The sequence below is a fragment of the Psychrobacter sp. CCUG 69069 genome, assembly GCF_021023115.1.
GTDB classification, from domain to species: domain Bacteria; phylum Pseudomonadota; class Gammaproteobacteria; order Pseudomonadales; family Moraxellaceae; genus Psychrobacter; species Psychrobacter namhaensis.
This window is the reverse complement of record NZ_QQAI01000001.1, coordinates 44,209-63,077: the sequence shown is the minus strand read 5'-3', so window position 1 is coordinate 63,077 and position 18,869 is coordinate 44,209. Positions and strand designations below refer to the sequence as shown.

Genomic DNA, 18,869 nt, shown 5'->3' with positions numbered 1-18,869 from the left:
GGGCGCGTCTCCTAAAAAAGCGAACCTTGTTATATCGTTCACACTTCATAAAAAGTATTGTCAGAAAATTAAACCCGGTCAGTTAACTCAAGGTTAGGTTTATGAGTTTTTATCTATACTAGAATGACTGCCGGCTTCTGTGTCAGTATGGGTCACTGTCAGACTAGGTTTGTCATGTACAGATGTACGGTCAGTCGGCGGAGTGGGGCTGGATGACTCGTGAGCTTGCATGGTTTGCCGACGCTCTTGACGGTCATCCAAAATAATACGCTGTGATGCATTGTCTAAATCTTCAAATTGGTTTGACTTTACCGCGTACCTTACTGCCCAAATGGCAACCACAAAAAGCATGAGACTCAATGGGATTAATAAAAATATACTGAGCATGGTCACTCTCTTAAATAGCAATTTCTTTTATTATTATACACCCATTGCAATTGTAATAACGGCTTGTACGAAAAAACTAAGCCAACAGAAAATGGTAAAACACCCTTTAAAGTGACATTGAATCCTATTCGTCAGGTGTTTTTGGTACATTGCCTCTTGGGGTCAACAACTGCTGTGTCGTCATGTCTTTGGCATGACGACAGTCTACCTGCGGACGTATCACATCACGCAAATAGGCGGCGATTTCATAAACGGCCCGTCGTGAATGACTTAAGTTTTGCGCAGGTTTCATCCAGTCACGGTTAACGGGTAGGGGGGCGTTAAGCGGTGTGCTATTGATACCATTTAAGGCAAACTGTCTACGCGCACGCGCCATATGATAGCTATCGGTAATAAGATAAACGTGATGCAGCGGAATACGTTTGGCGGTAAAACGTGCATTTTCACAGGTATTCATGCTGGCGTTTTCGCTGATTAGGCCATCGATACCATGCTCGATCAGCCATTGACCTAACCACGGCGCTTCGGCACCGCTCAGTACAATAGGCAATGGTAAGTCGTGATATGCGCTGGCAGCAGTACGAGCGCGATTGAGACTATAGGGATTGAGGATGGTTTGATTGTTACGATCATTGGTGAGCCCCCCACCTAAGACCACGTAGGCGGTGGGCGGTGAATGCTTTGCTATAGCGGGCACTTTGGGTAAAGGCAGAAGGGTGAATACATAAACAATAACTTGAGAAAATAGCGGTGTGAATAAACTGATGAGTACTAAAATGACAGCCGTTGAGCCAAGCAAAAAAGTCACATTGATAATGCGAAATAGCTTCATCATACGCTCAGCTGACCGCAAATAATAACGCCACAGCCGCTTAGAACGTGATTGTTTAGACCACATACTCATGATGTCCAATGGAGCCGTCAGAGTTTACCCAAACTGGCTCACGCGATAACTGAATGGCAAACTTTTCATAGACGACATTGACAATGTGTTGTTGAGCATTTGCAACGTCCTCTTGGGTGGCTTGATACGGAGTGTGATTGGTAAGTACCAGTGCTTGCTGCTGATGGGTAAGAATTGGGGCAATACCGTGCCCTTTTAAACCCGCTTGTTCAATGAGCCAGCCTGCGGCCACTTTTATCATGGCATCAGGCATGGGGTAGCCAACGATAGCAGGATACGTGGCTTGTAAAGTAGTAAATTGATCTTGAGGAATGATAGGGTTTTGAAAAAAACTGCCGCAATTTGCAAGTTGCTTAGGGTCAGGCAGTTTTTGTTGACGAATATCTATAATGGCTTGCATGACGTCGTCAGGAATTGCCTGTTTGCGACCATGTTGCTCAGCATAACGCTCGGCCACTGTTTGCACATCCCCATAACTGGCTAATATTTTTTTTGCATTGGTATGTAGTCTAAAGCCCACACAGCTAATTAACCATGTATTAGGCGCACGTTTAAAGATACTGTCGCGATAGCCAAACTGGCAGTCTGCTGCTGTTAAATGATGCCATGTCTTAGTCGGCAAGTGATAGGCGCGTACATACTGTAAACAGTCTTCTAGCTGCACGCCATAAGCACCGATATTTTGTACAGGTGCAGCCCCAGTGAGACCTGGTATCAGTGCAAGATTTTCTAGACCGTACCAGCCTTGATTGACAGTGTACACAACCAAGTCATGCCAGTTTTCGCCCGCCATCACTTCAATATCGACGTAGCTATCTGTTTTGGTAACTAGGTTAATGCCACGCATTTTTGGCTGCAAGACAACTGCCTGTAACTGTGCTGGTAATAATACGTTGCTACCACCAGACAGTACAAATAATGGTTTCTTTTGCTTGGCACTGTCTGCATATTTTGCCATAAAAGTGTCAAGCTGCGCCTCAGTCGTTAATGTGACGACCGTATCGGCGACACAGGCTAAGGCCATGGTGTTATGACGTGACAAATCAATTGAATCATTGATTGATACACTGGCTGGAAAGTCAGCTGTTTGAGCAGATTGAGCACTCAGATCAAGGCGTAAGGTTGAGGTCATAACATAGCCTATATAGCAAATGATGCGGTGTTTATTATAAAGAATGCGATACACAAAAGTAGCAGAAATATAGACTGTATTGCTAACAAGCTTTCCAACTTTCAATCCAAGCTTGGGCGCTTGACTCAATACGCTCGATCACTTCTTCAAAATCGTCGCTATCACCTTTATAAGGATCTGGCACATCGTCGCCACTATACGTTGGATCTTCTTCGCTGAATAAAGCGAGCTTGGCTAAATGGTCTTCATCTGCCAAGCTATCCTTGATGGCTTGTAAATCGGCTAAATTTTGAGCATCCATCGCCAATATCAAATCAAAATTACGAAAGTCATCCGTGCTTACTTGGCGAGCGACTAACTTATTAATCTTATAGCCGTGTGATTTTGCATGGCGCTGAGCACGTTCATCGGGCGCATGACCAATATGCCAGTCGCCTGTCCCTGCTGAGTCTACTTTAATAGATAAGCCAGCAATCGCTGCTTGCTGACGAAAAACCTCCTCAGCAGTGGGCGATCGGCAAATATTCCCTAAGCAAACCAATAATATAGAGGAGGGCGTACAGGTTTTCATTAGCATAATATAACCTTGTATAACAAAAAAACATGCCATAAAGAACCAGCACCATTATGCGGCTTTTATTAGCATGCCATTGATTCAATAAAACAGTCGCCAGCGTAACGGTTAATGCCTTGAATAACAAGGGCAGAGGCTGAACAATATGGTCATGCAAGAGACGCATTGTGACCACATTCAGAGCGCTGTCAAACTGTTACGTTTGATACAGATGTTTTAGCTTGTGGTTCGTAAACGTGACCATGGTGACAAAAATGATAGCCGCCGTACTGTGTGGTTTTTGCAGTATTATAACGATATATCATGAATAGAGCGATATAGTGCTTTTACTATTTTAGTCTTGTTTACTTTTAAAGCGTTGCAGATCACGGCGCTCTTTTTTATTGGGTTTGTTATCGGGCCGGGCAAGATTGGCAAGTTTACGCTGCTCAGCATAATAAGCGCGGCGCACTTCGCTCTCTTCGGTCTCTGAGTACAACACTTGGGCAGCAGCGGCATTACCGCGTTGTGCCGTTAGCGCTTCGACAATCACGGTCTTTTCAGTCATAGCAGTAGCTGAGCCTTGACGAATGGTCAACTCATCTCCGACTGAAATCTCTTTACTGGTTTTGACACGGCTACCGCCATAATGCACTCGGCCACTCTCGATCGCTTGTTTGGCAAGCGTACGCGTCCGGTAAAAACGTGCGGCCCACAGCCACTTATCAAGACGAATCTTAGCGAAGGCTTGGTTTTTATCATCAATATTATTTTTCATAACAGCAACTCTATACTAATTTCCATATTTATTTAAAACGAGATGGTCTTAATAAGATTAGGGCAAATTTAGTATTTGCAAATAGGTTTTTTGTTATTCGTTGCAGTGAGCATAGGTGATTTGAATTAATGATGGTGAGAAGCCGTAATTTTTACCGCCATTACTGTTGTAAATGGGAGGGGTAGACACCGCGTTCGCAGTGTCTGCCTGATGCAAAGTTAGTGACACCACTGTTGTTCACATGGCACGCCGTCATGATTACCATCCATCTTTGTATTAGGACAGTGATTACTAAAGTAAGTGGCTTCTGCGCACGAGGTCATTTGCGAGCAATGCTGTCTGCCATCACAAGAAAAGCTTTGTGCTGCTGACTTTGTACTCATTACTGGCTCTACTACCGAGGTTGATGCGGTTTCTATGTCAGTATCAATGTACGTGGGTGGTATGTCATCAAAGTCAGTAGATGTAGATGTTGCGACAGAAACAGGGGAGGTCTCAGTCGCAACATCAATTGTAGAACTGTTTGTGGGACTTTTAGGTTGAAGGGTTCTATAGCCTACCAACGCCAAAATCAGCAACATGACGATCATCAATGTGTTTTTCATAACTGCCCCATGCCAATGAATAAACGCTCATCGCTAACCGTCATTATCCATCCATCAGTGGCAGTTTTTTAATTGATTAAAAAGCTGCTATGATCGACGATCCTTGATACGAATTCTACCTACTTCAAAAACAGCTGATAGCCGATGTTGTCATTGAGCATGGTGCAGTCATAGCCAATGTCGAGTAGTGCGTCTTGTAATTGACGAGAATTGCCTTCAGAGGCTTGCAAGCCAACTAACACGCGACCTTCAGCAGCGCCATGATTGCGATAATGGAACAAGGTGATATTAAAATCGTCGCCCAATTTTTCTAAGAAGGTGAGCAGGGCGCCTGGACGCTCTGGGAACACCACTTTTAATAACTGCTCGTTTTCGATATGAGCATGCCCGCCAATCAAATGACGAATATGCGATTTTGCGATGTCATCATCCGTTAAATCATGGGCCTCATAGCCATCGGCTGCCAATTGAGTGCTAATCGTTTGGCGCTCTTTTTCGCCTTCTTTTAAGGCAATACCGACAAAGATTGCTGCGGGCTCCATAGAGTCAGGTGATTTTTTACTATCAGCACGATAGTTAAATTCTGTGATGTTACGTCCATGTAGGCTGCGGCAGAAGTTTAAGAAAGCGCCAGTCTGTTCAGGAATAGTCACACCAAAGATGGCTTCTTTTTTCTCACCAATTTCGGTACGCTCTGCGATATAACGCAAACGGTCAAAGTTCATATTGGCACCGCAGACGATGCCAACACAGTTTTTGCCTTGCAGATTATGCGCTTTGATGTATTTTTTCATGCCAGCTACTGATAATGCACCGGCAGGTTCAACGATACTACGATTTTCTTCAAAGATATCTTTGACGGCAGCACAAACTTCATCATTGGTACAAGTGACGACTTCAGGTTCGACCACAGGGCCTGATTTGTCGCTTTTTTGCGTACGCACCACGTCAAAAGGCAATTCACCAATCTGAGCCACTGCCACACCATCTACGAACAATCCAACTTGCTCGAGTTTGACCCGCTCACCAGTCTCAAGCGCTGCCTTTAAACAGGCGGATTGGTCAGCTTCTACGGCAATGACTTTGACATGGGGGGCAACTTCTCCCAAGAACGCCGCGACACCTGAGATCAGGCCACCACCGCCAACCGCAACGAAAACATAGTCCATGCTGCGCCACTGCTGGGTGAGCTCCAGTCCAATAGTGCCTTGTCCGGCAATGACCAATTCATCATCATACGGCGGGATAAAGGTGAGTCCCTCGCGTTCAGCACGGTCAATCGCGTAACGGTTGGCTTGATCAAAGCTATCACCATGCAAATCGACGTTACCACCTAATGCTCTAACCGCATCTACTTTGATGTCAGGTGTGGTGGTTGGCATGACAATGATATTGTTGAGTGATAACTGGCGGGCAGAGTAGGCAACACCTTGCGCGTGATTGCCAGCTGACGCGCAAATCACCCCACGCGCTTTTTGCTCATCGCTCAGTTGGCTAATACGGTTATAAGCACCGCGCAATTTAAAGGATTTGACGGGCTGTAAGTCTTCCCGTTTGAAGCGAATGTCATTGGCAAAACGTTGGGTCAGCTTGGGTGCCGCTTCAAGTGGTGTTTGAATAGCAACGTCATAGACGGTGGCTTGCAGTATGGCTCGTACCCAGTGTGACAGCATAGTAATTCCTAAACAAAACGTAGATGAATGTAAAAAGTATAAGTGAATATAAATAATGAAATAGATTAGCCTATGCTGATTTTGATTGTCTTGCAAGACACAATTGCAGTTTTTGCAGCAATTTGATGGCTTGACGTCTATTAATTGAGGCCACGAAGGGCTGACACAGCTTTTTTTACCTAAAAAACTTGAATCATATTAATATGTCTGTATTATTGGACATATGGAAATAACTACTGCTATCGCAAGCTTTGCTGCGCTCTCTCAAGACACTCGTTTACAAGCTTTCAGGCTACTTGTCAGTCAAGAACCTGAGGGGCTGCCTGCGGGTGAAATAGCTCGGCAGCTATCCGTGCCGCACAATACGATGTCAGCGCACCTGTCGGTGTTGGCAAGAGCAGGATGGGTGGTCTCAAAAAGGCACAGTCGTCAGATAATCTATCGTGCTTCGTTGTCACACATGGAGGCGGTTGTTCAGTTTTTACTACAAGATTGCTGTGCAGGACACCCAGAATTGTGTGCATCGCTTCTGGATAGTTTGAGTGGATGCGAGGCAGTTAAAGCAGAGAGCCAAAATAATGATGAGTACATACCCTAACAAACGTAACGGTCAAATAGATGAGAGTGCCATGAAAACATTGAACCCATTAATTTTTCACAATCCTAATTGCGGTACGTCCCGTAATACTTTGGCTATTATGAAAGCGTCAGGTGAAGAGCCAGAAGTGGTGGAATATCTTAACACCCCACCAACACGTGACTACTTGGTTGAGCTATTGGCAAAAATGAAAATCTCTCCAAGAGAGCTTCTAAGAAGCAAAGAGCCAATCAATAATGAGCTGGGTCTGGACAATTCCAATGTCTCTGATGATGACATTATCGATGCAATGATTGCCCATCCTATTTTAATCAATCGTCCTATCGTCGTCACCGATAAGGGAGCAGCATTATGCCGACCTTCAGAGCGAGTGTTTGCGTTGCTAGAAAATCCAGTGAGTAGTTTTACGAAAGAGGACGGTGAGGTGGTTTATCATGACAAAGGCTAATACAGTGCCGATGAGCCTAGATGATTTGCCCAATATTGACCCAAAGAACATACAACCCATTGATGTTGAGTCTTTAATTGGTATGGACGATCCACGTCATCCGCCCAAAATACTAGTGTTGTATGGATCTCTACGCACACGCTCTTTTTCTAAACTGGCAGCCGAAGAGGCGAGCCGTTTACTGCGCTGGTACGGCTGTGAGGTCAAAATGTTTGACCCATCAGGCTTGCCGCTACCTGACTCAGTAGATGCAGAGCATCCCAAAGTACAAGAGCTGCGAGAGCTGGCACAGTGGTCAGAAGGCATGCTTTGGGTAAGTCCAGAACGTCACGGTAGTATGACCAGTATCATGAAAGCGCAAATTGATTGGATTCCGCTGTCACTTGGTGGCGTGCGCCCGACCCAAGGTAAAACGCTTGCTGTGATGCAAGTAAGTGGTGGCAGTCAAAGCTTTAACACAGTTAATCAGCTCCGTATTCTTGGTCGTTGGATGCGCATGATTACCATACCGAACCAATCCTCTATCCCAAAAGCCTTTTTAGAGTTTACCGAGGATAACCGTATGGATATGTCCCCATTATATCTGCGTCTTGTTGATGTTTGCGAGGAGTTAGTGAAGTTCACTTGGCTTACGCGTGGACGCTCAGCTTATCTAACGGACCGCTATTCAGAACGTGTAGAAAGTGCCGAGGCAGTCTCGCAGCGGGTGAATCAAAAGTCACTTTAATCTCATTACTACCTTTCTTGTACTCAACTGACTCTGCTTAATAAGGCGGTTTAATGCTCGCATTCACTATTTTTATCGTCACGTTGGTTTTAGTGATCTGGCAGCCTAAAGGATTGGGCATTGGCTGGAGTGCACTTGGCGGGGCATTGGTCGCCTTGGCTTTTGGTGTCGTGCAGCTGTCTGATGTAGGGATCGTTTGGGATATTGTCTGGGACGCAACTTTTACCTTTGTAGCGCTGATCATTATCTCGCTTATCTTAGATAAGGCGGGTTTTTTTGGTTGGGCAGCATTGCATGTAGCAAGGCTTGGCAATGGACAAGGGCGCTTGCTATTTCCTATGATTGTGATTTTAGGCGCATTTATATCGGCATTTTTTGCCAATGATGGGGCAGCGTTACTACTAACGCCTATTGTTATTGCCATTTTGCTGCGACTGAAGTTTTCGCCGCCCTCTGCTTTGGCTTTTATCATAGCCACGGGCTTTATTGCCGATACGGCCAGCCTGCCGTTAGTGACGTCTAATTTGGTCAATATCGTTAGTGCCAACTATTTCGATATTGGCTTTGGGCGTTATGCAGCAGTTATGGTGCCAGTTAACATCGTGTCTGTGATAGCAACGCTAGCGGTACTATGGGTTGTCTATTCTCGTCATATTCCAACACATTACTCCATCACCAATCTGAGCGCGCCTGCTTCTGCTATCGAAGATCCCTTAGTATTTAAGGCCGCTTTTCCACTGCTCGCACTGTTGCTGATCGCTTACTTTGCGACTGAGTCGTTAGGTCTGCCTATCTCTCTGGTCACAGGCGCCGCCGCGTTGTTACTCCTAGCAATTGCAAGTCGCTTTTGGCAAGGCGGTCGCGGAGCAGTTGTTTCTGTACGCAATGTCGTCAGTAACGCGCCTTGGCAAATCGTACTGTTTTCCATCGGTATGTATTTAGTCGTTTATGGCTTGGGCAATGCAGGACTAACCAGTTATGGCGCCCAAATTTTGACTTGGTTGGGGCAGCAGGGCGCGGTTACAGCAACGTTAGGTACGGGGTTCTTATCTGCTATTGTGGCTTCTGTCATGAATAACATGCCAGCAACGTTAGTAGGTGCACTGGCTATTGATAGCGCGCAAGTGCCTGCTGCAACTCGAGAGCTGATGATTTATGCCAATGTGATTGGGAATGATTTGGGACCAAAATTCACACCCATTGGTAGTCTGGCGACGTTACTATGGTTACATGTATTGGCAGACAAAGACTATAAAATTAGCTGGGGCCAGTATATGAAAATTGGACTGCTTATCACGCCGCCAGTATTATTTGCAACGCTGTTGGCTTTGGTGTTTTGGTTGCCTTACCTGTCTGGTATATAAAGTAAATTTGGAAAATCGAATGCAATGAGCAATGATTACAACGCCGATTACGCTGACATTCAGTAAAGTCATCGGTTATAATAGCCGCGCATTTTACCGCTTTTAGCCTTTTATTTTTAAAACAGTACGTTTATTTTACCAAGGATTTATGATGAGTGATCAGCAAGCACAAAAGCAAGCCGCCGCCAAAGCTGCTTTAAGCTATATCGAAGATGACATGATACTTGGCGTAGGAACGGGTAGTACGGTCAACTGTTTGATAGAGCTGTTGCCGACACTAAAGCTTGCTGGAGCCGTTGCAAGCTCGCAGGTGACGGAAGATAGATTACGTGCACTTGGTATCGAGATAGTAGATTTGAACTTTGCCGGTACGCTTGATGTTTATATTGACGGCGCTGATGAAGTCAACGCGAATCTGCAACTGATAAAGGGTGGTGGCGGCGCGCTCACTCGTGAAAAAATCGTGGCCGCGGCGTCCAATAAGTTTGTGTGCATGGTAGATGCCAGTAAAAGCGTTGAGACATTAGGACGCGCGTTCCCAGTACCGATAGAAGTACTACCGCAGGCGCGTTCTTACGTAGCACGCCAGTTGGCTAGTTTGAGCGGTGAACCAGTGTACCGTGAAGACTTTGTCACTGATTATGGTAATGTGATTCTTGATACTTATGATTTGGATGTTAGTGATCCGGTAGCGCTTGAAAAAACCCTTAATAATATCGTCGGCGTCGTCTGTAATGGTATTTTTGCGGCCAATCAAGCAGATGTACTGCTCAAGGCCAGCAGTAACGGGGTAGAGACATTCACTCGTTAATTAGTCATTAATGGTTGTACAAAAAGTAAAAAGGCAGATCACGATAAATGTGGTCTGCCTTTTTTCTTTTTTTCTGTATTGTGTGATTGAGAAATGGCTTTTAATGATAGCTATTGGTTTAGGTAGACAGCTTAATTTTGTCTTTTAGTAAAAACTCCATCAGGGCTTTTTGTGCGTGTAAGCGGTTTTCTGCCTCGTCCCACACCACTGACCGTGGGTCATCTAGCATATCGTGAGAGATTTCCTCGCCGCGATGCGCAGGCAAGCAGTGCATAAACACCACTTCAGGGTCGGCTTTGTCCAGCAATGACGGTGTTACTTGATAAGGCGCAAAACGGCGTGCGCGGGTATTCTGTTCAGATTCTTGCCCCATACTGGCCCATACATCAGTGACGATTAAGTTAGAGTCTTTTGCTGCATCTTGGACGTTTTCTACCAGGCTTACGCAATGAGAGAAACGTTCCATCAGTTTTGGGTCTGGCTCAAAGCCATAAGGCGCGGCCACACGTAGCTCAAAGCCAAATTGATTGGCCGCCTGCATAAAGGATGAGCACATATTGTTGCCGTCACCGACCCACGTTACGATCTTGTTTTCGATACTACCGCGATGCTCATAGTAAGTCTGCATGTCAGCAAGCAGCTGGCAAGGATGAAATTCATCCGTCAGGGCGTTAATAATGGGGACACTGGAGTATTCTGCAAAGGTTTCCACTTTTTCATGGCCAAAGGTGCGAATCATGATGATATCGACCATGCTTGAGATCACGCGTGCTGAATCTTCTAATGGCTCGCCGCGTCCAAGCTGGGTATCATTTGGCGATAAAAAGATCGCACTACCGCCAAATTGTCCCATACCCGTTTCAAAAGAAATACGCGTGCGGGTAGAAGATTTTTCAAAAATCATACCAAGCGTACGACCAACAAAGGGCTGATATATCTCGCCCGCGTGTTGCATCTTACGTAATTCGCTGGCACGTTTGATAAGGGTTTCTAGTTCTTGTTTGGTTAAATCAGATAGGGTCAAAAAATGGCGCAAACTCATAGTAATCCTAGCAGTCGATCGCAGTCAATGAAACGTTATCAGTCTTCAATAGCATCGCGTCAGTGCGTATACTGGGGTGACAACAAACTTTTAGTATAGCGCAATTACTTCCAATGTAAACGTCCAATTTGCTATGAGTGATAAGCCACTTAAGCGAACAGTAAGTTCATCGTTGTCTGATGATGATTATGCTTGTACACGCTTTGGCCGTATGCTTAGGCGGCATAGCAGCTCATAACTGATAGTATGGGCATGTGCTGCAACCTCATCGACGTGCGGGGCGTCGCCCCAAAGGATGACCTTGCTATCTAATAAGGACGTGTTGTCTGGTACTGCGCTGACATCAATGACAATCATATCCATCGCCACACGCCCAAGCACAGCGCACGGGTAGCTTCGGTTATTCGTACTATCAATAACAGACACATAAGCATCCTCACTAACCACACGAGGATAGCCGTCTCCATAGCCAATACTCACTAAGGCTGTTTCGGTGTCTTTTTGTGCGATCCAGCGACTACCATAGCCGATAGCGTCGTTCGCACTGACCGTTTGTAGAGCAATAATCTGTGCGCTAAAACTCATGGCTGGTTGCAAGTCTAATTCCTGCGCGCTTTTATCAATGACAGGGGCGCTACCATACAAAATAATACCGGGACGTACCCAATCATAATGATGATCTGAGAAGTTTACCACGCCAGCTGAGTTGCACAACGAGCCCTTAACGTCGTTGCTAACGGTTTCTTTTAACGTCGCTAACATATCTTTAAAACGCTGAATTTGCACTGCATTTAGTGGGTGATTTCGGTCATCAGCGTTGGCAAAATGGGTGGTTAAAATCAGTTGGTAGCCTGCCGCATGCAGGTGTTTAGCAGCGGCAATCACGCCTTCAGCATTGAAGCCTAAGCGGTTCATACCAGTATTGTATTTTAGCCAAACCACACGAGTTGCGCTTGCAGCTGGTGGAACGTTGTCCAGTGCCCACTCCAATTGTGGCACATGGTGAATCACGCAACTCACCTCATGATCAATGGCCTGCTGCCACTCATCAGCCGTAAATGCCCCTTCTACCAAACCAATCGTTTTGTCCCATCCCAACTGTCTGGCTTCTAATGCTTCTATCAAAGTAGCGACACCGATACCATCTGCTTGCGTTAACGCTGGTAGTACGGCTGCCACCCCGTGACCATAAGCATTGGACTTCACCATAGCAAGGACTTTGGAGTGTGGCGCCCGTTTTTTAACTTGATTGAGGTTGTGAGTGATGGCTATTGGTTTGATAGTAATGGTACGCATAATTGGCTTCTTTATTAGCAAAATTATAGATGAAGGTATAAAGCCAGTGACGCATCAATCAGGCTGAGGCATCACTGGCTATTGTTATTACTCACTGTTTAGGGGTGTTAGTGGCTTATGGTTGCGCGTTTCTTTTTATTTAGACAGTTACTCATCATTCTCGAAACTAACCCCTTGATAATACTCTGGCGTTAAATTAATAAAGCGGGTAAATTGTCCTTCAAAGCCCAATCGTATGGTGCCAATAGGGCCGTTACGCTGTTTACCAATAATGATTTCAGCCACACCTTTATGGTCTGAGTTTTCATTGTAAACCTCATCGCGATAGATGAACATAATCAAATCGGCGTCCTGCTCAATGGCCCCAGATTCACGTAAATCTGACATAATAGGTCGCTTATTGGGACGGTTTTCTAGACTACGGTTAAGCTGGGATAGAGCAATCACTGGACATTCAAGCTCACGTGCCAGCGCTTTTAAGCTACGAGAAATCTCAGAAATTTCGCCAACACGGTTGCCATCTAAGCTTGGTACTTTCATTAATTGGAGGTAATCGACTACGATAGCACCCAAACGCCCGTCATGGTTTTTGGCAATACGGCGACAGCGTGAACGCATCTCAGACGGTGGCAGTGCCGTGCTGTCATCAATATATAAGTGTTTAGATTGCAAATGCTGAATGGCATTCATCATTTTTGCCCATTCATCTTCGTTCATTTGCCCAGAGCGTAGGTGGGTTTGGTTAATCGCACCCCACGATGATAGTAAACGCATGACGATAGACTCAGCGGGCATTTCCATCGAAAATACCACGACTGGCAAGTCTTCATTAAATAAGATACCTTCTGCTAAGTTCATCGCAAAAGTGGTTTTACCCATAGAAGGACGGGCCGCCACAATAATTAAATCACCCGCTTGTAGACCTTGTGTCTTGTTATTTAGCTCAGCGAAGGGCGTTTGCAAACCAATCATACCGTCAGGATTAGACTTTAACTCTTGGATTTTGTCGATGACATTGGTCAAGACTGAAGTGATTCCAACAGGCCCACGCTGCTCAGCTCGTTTATTATGTTGCTCATTAATGCTAAATATCTTACCCTCGACATTGTCTAAAATGTCGCTGACGGTTTGGTCTTTTGGATTATAGGCGAGCGACAACATCTCGTTCCCAGTGGTAATCAGCTGGCGCAGAGTCGATAGTTCACGGACACGCTGGGCATAAGCGGTGAGGTTGAATAATGTCGCCGGGCTTTGGCTCAAAATATCCGCCAAATAACTGTCACCGCCTGCGCTTTTAAGCAATTTTTGTGCTTCTAACCAATCGTGAACCATGACCGTATCATAAGGCTCATTGACCGCGGCTAGATGCGCAATGGCGTCAAAAATATATTGGTGCCGCCCCGCATAAAAGTCATCTTTGGTGACGATGTCTGCAATCTTATCGTATGCCTCCTCGATACTCATCAAAGACGCGAGCAATGCCTTTTCGATATCGATATTGTGCGGCGGTGTTTGATTGAGTAAGTCGTCGGTTTTTTCGGTGTCTGCCATGAGTGCCCAATATTTGAAAAGTCGATATAAAAAATTATTTGTTATACGAATGTATTTTGGTGGTGATACAGCACAATAGACGCGTCAGACTGCTACGATAGAAGTATCAAAGCATGGTCTTAATGCTTGCGAGTAAATGCTACAATCAGAAGCGAAATTCTACCACACTATGACTGTTCTGATGATTATGATGACAAAATTATCTGGTGCTAAAGTCGTCAGACAACGGCTCAAAACGATAGCTTTGGTAAGAATATTATGACTAAAAACGCAATAAAATCGGTGCCTTAGATGAAAAAAAACGAGATTTCTATACAAGAAAAACAGCCGTTGCTACTGACCACGGGTGAACCTGCGGGCATTGGTATGGATGTTGTGCTGCTACTGGCGGCGGAGAATAAGTTACAAGATTTTCAGCGTCCAATTTGGGTAACGGCAGATGCTACCGCCATGCAAACACGCGCAGATGAGCTTATGGCGACAGGTGTCCTCAAACGCTGCCCCACTTGGCAAACCATTAATATAGATACTGATGATGTAAACAGTGAGCATTTAACGAAGCAGATATCACAACAAAATGCGGATGCCGATCCTGCTTTTATTCTACTGAACATTCCTTGTGCAGCGCCCGTATCTTGTGGTCAAATCAACATCAGTAACTCAGCGATGGTAGCAAAACAGTTAGAGATTGCTCATACACTAGCCACCAACAAGACAGCGGCGGCTATCGTCACAGGTCCATTGCAAAAATCAGCGTTAATAGAAGCCGGTATTAAGCTGTTAGATGGCACGATGTTCAGTGGTCATACCGAGTTTTTTATGCAACAAAGTGGTTGTAAAAAAGTGGTGATGATGCTTGCCAATCAAGCCATGAAAGTCGCGCTTGTGACCACTCATTTGCCACTCAAAGACATACCTGCGGCCATCACTGCTGACAATGTGCGACAAACGGTACAAATCGTCGTTGATGATATGCGTGAAAAGTTTGGCTTAATGCAGCCGCGTATTTTGGTCTGTGGTCTCAATCCGCATGCGGGCGAGGGTGGCCATCTTGGCGTTGAGGAGATTGATATTATCAACCCAGTGCTCAAAGAGTTTATCAAGGCTGGCGTAGATATTTCAGAGGCGATGCCTGCTGACACTTTGTTTACTCCCAGACATTTGGCAAATTGCGATGCTGTCATCGCCATGTATCACGATCAGGGGCTACCCGTACTAAAGTCGCATGGTTTTGGCGATACAGTTAATTTAACGTTGGGGCTACCTTATATTCGCACGTCAGTCGATCACGGTACTGCCCTTGACTTGGCAGGACGGGGCGGCGCAAGTGCCACCAGCTTGTACCAAGCACTCGTGATGGCAAATGAGATGGCAGACAGATCCACTGTCAGTAGACCTCTTGCATAAGGCGGTGGCTTAGTGAGATTTGTTCCGCAGTATTAGATAGCTCTAATATCAGTAATGCCTATTCACAAATTATCAAACGTTACCTAATATAAGCGGTTTCATTATAAAGCTCTATTTTGAGTGGTCTATTAATAGGTTTGGAGGGTGAAATGGTTGCTTCCCTTGGGTTATACCCTAAAATCACTAATCTAGAGTAAGCTAAGTTAATAATGAATGAGATATAACTATGCTATTACATACACATCATATAATCTAAAAATTTGATCCAAAAGGAAAGTTAACTCATCATGAACGCACGTCAACACAAGGCTCATTTTTTTAGGGTAATCATTACTTTTTTATGTCTCACGCTGTCATTAAATGCTAATGCAACAAACTCAATACTCGAAGCGGTTACCAATGCTGAAACTGAATTGGGCGCTAGAATCGGTCTAGCTGTGCATGACTTGGAAACGGGAAAACGCTGGGAATATAAATCTAATGAACGTTTTCCTCTAAGTAGTACCTTTAAAACACTTGCCTGTGCAAACGTTCTTCAAAGAGTTGATTTGGGTAAGGAAAGAATGGATAGAGTTGTGAGATTCTCTGAGAGCAATCTTGTGACATACTCCCCTGTGACAGAAAAACACGTAGGCAAAAAAGGGATGTCCCTTGCCGCGCTGTGTCAGGCTACACTGTCAACCAGTGATAATTCAGCTGCCAATTTTATTCTACAAGCCATTGGAGGACCTAAGGCGCTAACGAAATTTTTGCGTTCCGTTGGTGATGATACGACGCGCCTTGATCGCTGGGAAACAGAACTCAACGAAGCGGTGCCTGGAGATAAACGAGACACGACAACACCAATTGCAATGGTGACGACACTTGAAAAGTTACTAGTTGGCGAAACGCTATCTATCAAATCTCGTCAACAACTAGTAGCTTGGCTTAAAGGTAATGAGGTTGGCGATGCACTGTTTCGTAAAGGCGTTCCAAATGACTGGATAGTCGCAGATAGAACAGGCGCTGGTGGTTATGGGACGCGTGCTATTACTGCGGTGATGTGGCCTCCAAATCGCAAGTCTATCGTAGCCGCTCTATACATTACAGAGACAGACGCCTCGTTTGAAGAAAGAAACGCTGTCATTGCGAAAATTGGTGAGCAAATAGCGAAGACAGTATTAATGGAGAATAGTCGTCACTGACTGATAGTTCCATACCTGTATAGCGAACCGATAATATGCAATGCAAAGTAGTGTGATTGCCTGTTCTTATAACCTCAAGCCTACCTTTATTTATATTACTTTAATATGACAAAAGTTAGATAAGAATATATTGAAATAAGTAACTATTAACAATAACCTAAAATGGTAACTTTATTTAGCAATCTACTTATCATACTAAGCCATGGGGCTTTTGTCAGTTAAATAATAAATACAGTTAATTCACTCTAAAAAGAGTATAGGTGAGCTGAAAACAGTTTACATAGCCTTTGTGAAGACTTACAGATAACAAATAATTTTTCCTTAACTATGTATGTTCATCTGTTTTATTTAGGACTAAATATATCTATGGTATTAAATATTCCGAAATGAAAATTAAGGAAATTATCATGAATAATTTTAAAGAACTAAGACAGCAAATGATAAATGACCAACTTGTGGCTCGCGGCATTCGTGATCAAACTGTGCTCAATGCGCTAAATGCGGTACCACGTGAAGCTTTCATACCTGCCGATCTCGTCGAATTTGCTTATAAAGATGCACCCTTATCTATTGAGGAAAATCAGACCATTTCACAGCCTTATATTGTTGCATTGATGACGGCCGCACTTGAGTTGCAATCAGATGACCGAGTACTTGAAGTTGGGACAGGATCTGGATATGCCGCCGCCGTGCTCGGGGAGATCTGTGAGCAGGTCTATACGATTGAGCGCCACAAAGTTTTAGCCGATACAGCCCAAGCCAAGCTTAAAGAGCTGGGATATACAGATGTTCAGGTCAGGCATGGCGATGGCACGCTTGGATGGCCTGAAAATGCGCCTTTTAATGCCATTATCGTTGCTGCAGGAGGACCAGAAGTACCTCAAACGCTCAAAGAGCAGTTAGCCATTGGCGGGCGTATGGTCATTCCCGTTGGCACCTCCTTAAAGTCACAAAAACTGGTTCGTATTCAGCGCATCAGTAACAACGAATATAAAACAGAAGAATTGGAAGACGTTCGTTTTGTGCCGCTGATTGGCGCTGCAGGTTGGAAAGAGAAAAGTGATGGCACATCAAGGGCTAGGACTTTGCCTGAATTGATTGGTCAATCGAGTGAGTCTTTTACCAGTATTGATAACGTTAATCTGGATAATCTCTTAGAGCGTATCGGTGACAGCCGTGTTGTATTGCTTGGGGAGGCGTCACATGGTACTGCTGAATTTTATGACATGCGTGCCCGTATAACCAAGGAGCTCATAGAAAAGAAGGGCTTTACTATCGTCACCGCTGAAGCTGACTGGCCAGATGCCGCGCATATCAATCGTTATATTCAAGGACAACAACAGAAATCGGCGCTTCAAAATAAACCTTTTTCTAGATTTCCTACTTGGATGTGGGCCAATCAATCTACGCTTGAACTTACCCATTGGCTTCATGACTATAACAATAAAACCAAATCTTCAGAACAAAAAGTAGGGTTCTATGGTCTGGATTTATACAGCTTATATGGTTCTATTGACAGTGTGTTGGACTATTTACAAAAAGTCGATCCTAAGATGGCAAAGACTGCCCGCGAGCGTTATGGCTGTCTGATGCCTTGGTCAGATGAACCTTCTTTGTACGGTCGTGCTGTGATCACCCAGCAACACAAGGACTGTGAAATAGAAGTGCTTAGAAATTTACAGGATTTGCTCAAAAAACGTTTAGAGTATTCTGCGGCCAATGAGGAACAGTTTTTTGACGCCGAACAAAATGCTAAGCTGATAGTCGATGCCGAACATTATTACCGAACCATGTATTATGCTGAAGAGAACTCATGGAATCAGCGCGATCAGCATATGATTAAAGTCTTACAGGCGGTGCTTGATTTTAAAGACCCCAAATCAAAGGCTGTTGTTTGGGCACATAACTCTCATATTGGTGATGCGCGCGCCACCCAAATGAGCGCCCGTGGTGAACTCAACATCGGCCAATTGGCACGGCAAAAATATGGTGAAAAAGTCTATAATATAGGTTTTGGCACCGATCATGGTACGGTTGCCGCGGCTTCTGACTGGGGAGGGCCAATGGAGATAAAACAAGTTCAGCCATCGCATATTGACAGTTATGAACGTATTTTTCACGATGTTCCTACGGATAACTTTCTTTTACCCTTACGTTACCCACTGAATGAACACATCCGTAAAAAATTACTCCCAGAGCGACTAGAGCGAGCGATCGGTGTCATTTATAGACCTGAAACTGAGCGGCAAAGTCATTATTTTTACGCCTCTTTGCCATCTCAGTTTGATGAATATATCTGGTTTGATAAAACCCGTGCAGTTGAAGCGTTGACAAAAGAGATGGAAGAAGGAGCATTCGATACATTCCCGTTTGGTGTATAAAAAACGTTATGGCAAGTCGTTTGAGAAC

The 18,869-nt window shown here is 44.7% G+C and carries 17 protein-coding genes and 1 pseudogene; 8 read left to right on the top strand and 10 right to left on the bottom strand.

From position 1 onward, the window contains the following. Positions 1–99 precede the first annotated feature (99 nt). From ccoS to ilvA, 7 genes and pseudogenes are all read right to left on the bottom strand, one after another. Positions 100–387 (bottom strand): cbb3-type cytochrome oxidase assembly protein CcoS, encoded by a 288-nt coding sequence (ccoS, locus tag DVY93_RS00260; protein ID WP_230708341.1) that lies wholly within the window; start codon positions 385–387, stop codon positions 100–102. 124 nt (positions 388–511) lie between these two features. Beyond that, positions 512–1,285, bottom strand: a complete 774-nt coding sequence (locus DVY93_RS00255; RefSeq protein WP_230708340.1) for a YdcF family protein — start codon at positions 1,283–1,285, stop codon at positions 512–514. Next, positions 1,275–2,423, bottom strand: a complete 1,149-nt coding sequence (gene murB, locus DVY93_RS00250) for a UDP-N-acetylmuramate dehydrogenase (protein ID WP_193006910.1) — start codon at positions 2,421–2,423, stop codon at positions 1,275–1,277. Before murB ends, DVY93_RS00255 begins: the two co-directional genes overlap by 11 nt. 82 nt (positions 2,424–2,505) lie before the next feature. Then, positions 2,506–3,000 (bottom strand): low molecular weight protein-tyrosine-phosphatase, encoded by a 495-nt coding sequence (locus DVY93_RS00245; RefSeq protein WP_193006909.1) that lies wholly within the window; start codon positions 2,998–3,000, stop codon positions 2,506–2,508. A 331-nt stretch (positions 3,001–3,331) separates the two neighbouring features. After that, complete coding sequence (locus DVY93_RS00240; RefSeq protein ID WP_193006908.1) at positions 3,332–3,754, bottom strand: RNA-binding S4 domain-containing protein; 423 nt, start codon at positions 3,752–3,754, stop codon at positions 3,332–3,334. 218 nt (positions 3,755–3,972) lie between these two features. After that, a pseudogene (locus tag DVY93_RS12485) lies at positions 3,973–4,134 on the bottom strand (excalibur calcium-binding domain-containing protein); the annotation flags it as partial. Positions 4,135–4,478: 344 nt separating this feature from the next. Further along, positions 4,479–6,032, bottom strand: coding sequence for a threonine ammonia-lyase, biosynthetic (gene ilvA / locus DVY93_RS00230; protein WP_193006907.1), 1,554 nt, complete (start codon positions 6,030–6,032; stop codon positions 4,479–4,481). A 223-nt stretch (positions 6,033–6,255) separates the two neighbouring features. Here ilvA and DVY93_RS00225 point away from each other — a divergent pair, with 223 nt between their 5' ends. From DVY93_RS00225 to rpiA, 5 genes are all read left to right on the top strand, one after another. Next, positions 6,256–6,630, top strand: coding sequence for an ArsR/SmtB family transcription factor (locus tag DVY93_RS00225; protein ID WP_193006906.1), 375 nt, complete (start codon positions 6,256–6,258; stop codon positions 6,628–6,630). A 40-nt stretch (positions 6,631–6,670) separates the two neighbouring features. Next, complete coding sequence (arsC, locus tag DVY93_RS00220) at positions 6,671–7,078, top strand: arsenate reductase (glutaredoxin) (RefSeq protein WP_193007009.1); 408 nt, start codon at positions 6,671–6,673, stop codon at positions 7,076–7,078. Next, positions 7,065–7,805 carry an arsenical resistance protein ArsH gene (gene arsH, locus DVY93_RS00215; protein ID WP_269062795.1) on the top strand — a complete coding sequence of 247 codons (741 nt, stop codon included), beginning with the start codon at positions 7,065–7,067 and terminating at the stop codon, positions 7,803–7,805. Before arsC ends, arsH begins: the two co-directional genes overlap by 14 nt. A 53-nt stretch (positions 7,806–7,858) precedes the next feature. Further along, positions 7,859–9,169 (top strand): arsenic transporter, encoded by a 1,311-nt coding sequence (locus tag DVY93_RS00210; RefSeq protein ID WP_230708338.1) that lies wholly within the window; start codon positions 7,859–7,861, stop codon positions 9,167–9,169. Positions 9,170–9,320: 151 nt separating this feature from the next. Beyond that, a complete protein-coding gene (gene rpiA, locus DVY93_RS00205; protein ID WP_230708337.1) occupies positions 9,321–9,980 on the top strand; it encodes a ribose-5-phosphate isomerase RpiA in 660 nt (219 codons plus the stop codon). Positions 9,981–10,098: 118 nt separating this feature from the next. On the opposite strand, the gene argF is transcribed toward rpiA, so the two are convergent. The 3 genes from argF to dnaB all read right to left on the bottom strand — a co-directional run bounded on the left by argF (position 10,099) and on the right by dnaB (position 13,869). Continuing rightward, positions 10,099–11,022, bottom strand: coding sequence for an ornithine carbamoyltransferase (gene argF / locus DVY93_RS00200; RefSeq protein ID WP_193006902.1), 924 nt, complete (start codon positions 11,020–11,022; stop codon positions 10,099–10,101). A gap of 186 nt (positions 11,023–11,208) precedes the next feature. Next, positions 11,209–12,318, bottom strand: a complete 1,110-nt coding sequence (gene alr / locus DVY93_RS00195) for an alanine racemase (protein ID WP_198333703.1) — start codon at positions 12,316–12,318, stop codon at positions 11,209–11,211. Positions 12,319–12,465: 147 nt separating this feature from the next. After that, entirely contained in the window at positions 12,466–13,869 is a 1,404-nt protein-coding gene (gene dnaB, locus DVY93_RS00190) for a replicative DNA helicase (RefSeq protein WP_193006900.1), read from the bottom strand. A gap of 291 nt (positions 13,870–14,160) precedes the next feature. Between dnaB and pdxA the strand changes: the two genes are divergently transcribed. The 3 genes from pdxA to DVY93_RS00175 all read left to right on the top strand — a co-directional run bounded on the left by pdxA (position 14,161) and on the right by DVY93_RS00175 (position 18,841). Next, positions 14,161–15,276, top strand: coding sequence for a 4-hydroxythreonine-4-phosphate dehydrogenase PdxA (gene pdxA, locus DVY93_RS00185; RefSeq protein ID WP_230708336.1), 1,116 nt, complete (start codon positions 14,161–14,163; stop codon positions 15,274–15,276). 287 nt (positions 15,277–15,563) lie between these two features. Beyond that, complete coding sequence (gene blaRTG, locus DVY93_RS00180; protein ID WP_230708335.1) at positions 15,564–16,460, top strand: RTG family carbenicillin-hydrolyzing class A beta-lactamase; 897 nt, start codon at positions 15,564–15,566, stop codon at positions 16,458–16,460. A gap of 407 nt (positions 16,461–16,867) precedes the next feature. Then, the gene (locus DVY93_RS00175; protein WP_230708334.1) at positions 16,868–18,841 is read left to right on the top strand and encodes a protein-L-isoaspartate(D-aspartate) O-methyltransferase; all 1,974 of its coding nucleotides are present in this window, start codon (positions 16,868–16,870) and stop codon (positions 18,839–18,841) included. The last annotated feature ends 28 nt before the right edge of the window (positions 18,842–18,869 follow it).

Bases quoted from the DNA above. Each gene is read 5' to 3' on its own strand.
- DVY93_RS00210 (WP_230708338.1), top strand. From the start codon at position 7,859: ATGCTCGCATTCACTATTTTTATCGTCACGTTGGTTTTAGTGATCTGG.
- DVY93_RS00175 (WP_230708334.1), top strand. From the start codon at position 16,868: ATGAATAATTTTAAAGAACTAAGACAGCAAATGATAAATGACCAACTT.
- DVY93_RS00245 (WP_193006909.1), bottom strand. From the start codon at position 3,000: ATGCTAATGAAAACCTGTACGCCCTCCTCTATATTATTGGTTTGCTTA.
- murB (WP_193006910.1), bottom strand. From the start codon at position 2,423: ATGACCTCAACCTTACGCCTTGATCTGAGTGCTCAATCTGCTCAAACA.
- pdxA (WP_230708336.1), top strand. From the start codon at position 14,161: ATGAAAAAAAACGAGATTTCTATACAAGAAAAACAGCCGTTGCTACTG.
- rpiA (WP_230708337.1), top strand. From the start codon at position 9,321: ATGAGTGATCAGCAAGCACAAAAGCAAGCCGCCGCCAAAGCTGCTTTA.
- dnaB (WP_193006900.1), bottom strand. From the start codon at position 13,869: ATGGCAGACACCGAAAAAACCGACGACTTACTCAATCAAACACCGCCG.
- arsH (WP_269062795.1), top strand. From the start codon at position 7,065: ATGACAAAGGCTAATACAGTGCCGATGAGCCTAGATGATTTGCCCAAT.
- DVY93_RS00255 (WP_230708340.1), bottom strand. From the start codon at position 1,285: ATGTGGTCTAAACAATCACGTTCTAAGCGGCTGTGGCGTTATTATTTG.
- ccoS (WP_230708341.1), bottom strand. From the start codon at position 387: ATGCTCAGTATATTTTTATTAATCCCATTGAGTCTCATGCTTTTTGTG.
- DVY93_RS00240 (WP_193006908.1), bottom strand. From the start codon at position 3,754: ATGAAAAATAATATTGATGATAAAAACCAAGCCTTCGCTAAGATTCGT.
- alr (WP_198333703.1), bottom strand. From the start codon at position 12,318: ATGCGTACCATTACTATCAAACCAATAGCCATCACTCACAACCTCAAT.
- ilvA (WP_193006907.1), bottom strand. From the start codon at position 6,032: ATGCTGTCACACTGGGTACGAGCCATACTGCAAGCCACCGTCTATGAC.
- blaRTG (WP_230708335.1), top strand. From the start codon at position 15,564: ATGAACGCACGTCAACACAAGGCTCATTTTTTTAGGGTAATCATTACT.
- DVY93_RS00225 (WP_193006906.1), top strand. From the start codon at position 6,256: ATGGAAATAACTACTGCTATCGCAAGCTTTGCTGCGCTCTCTCAAGAC.
- argF (WP_193006902.1), bottom strand. From the start codon at position 11,022: ATGAGTTTGCGCCATTTTTTGACCCTATCTGATTTAACCAAACAAGAA.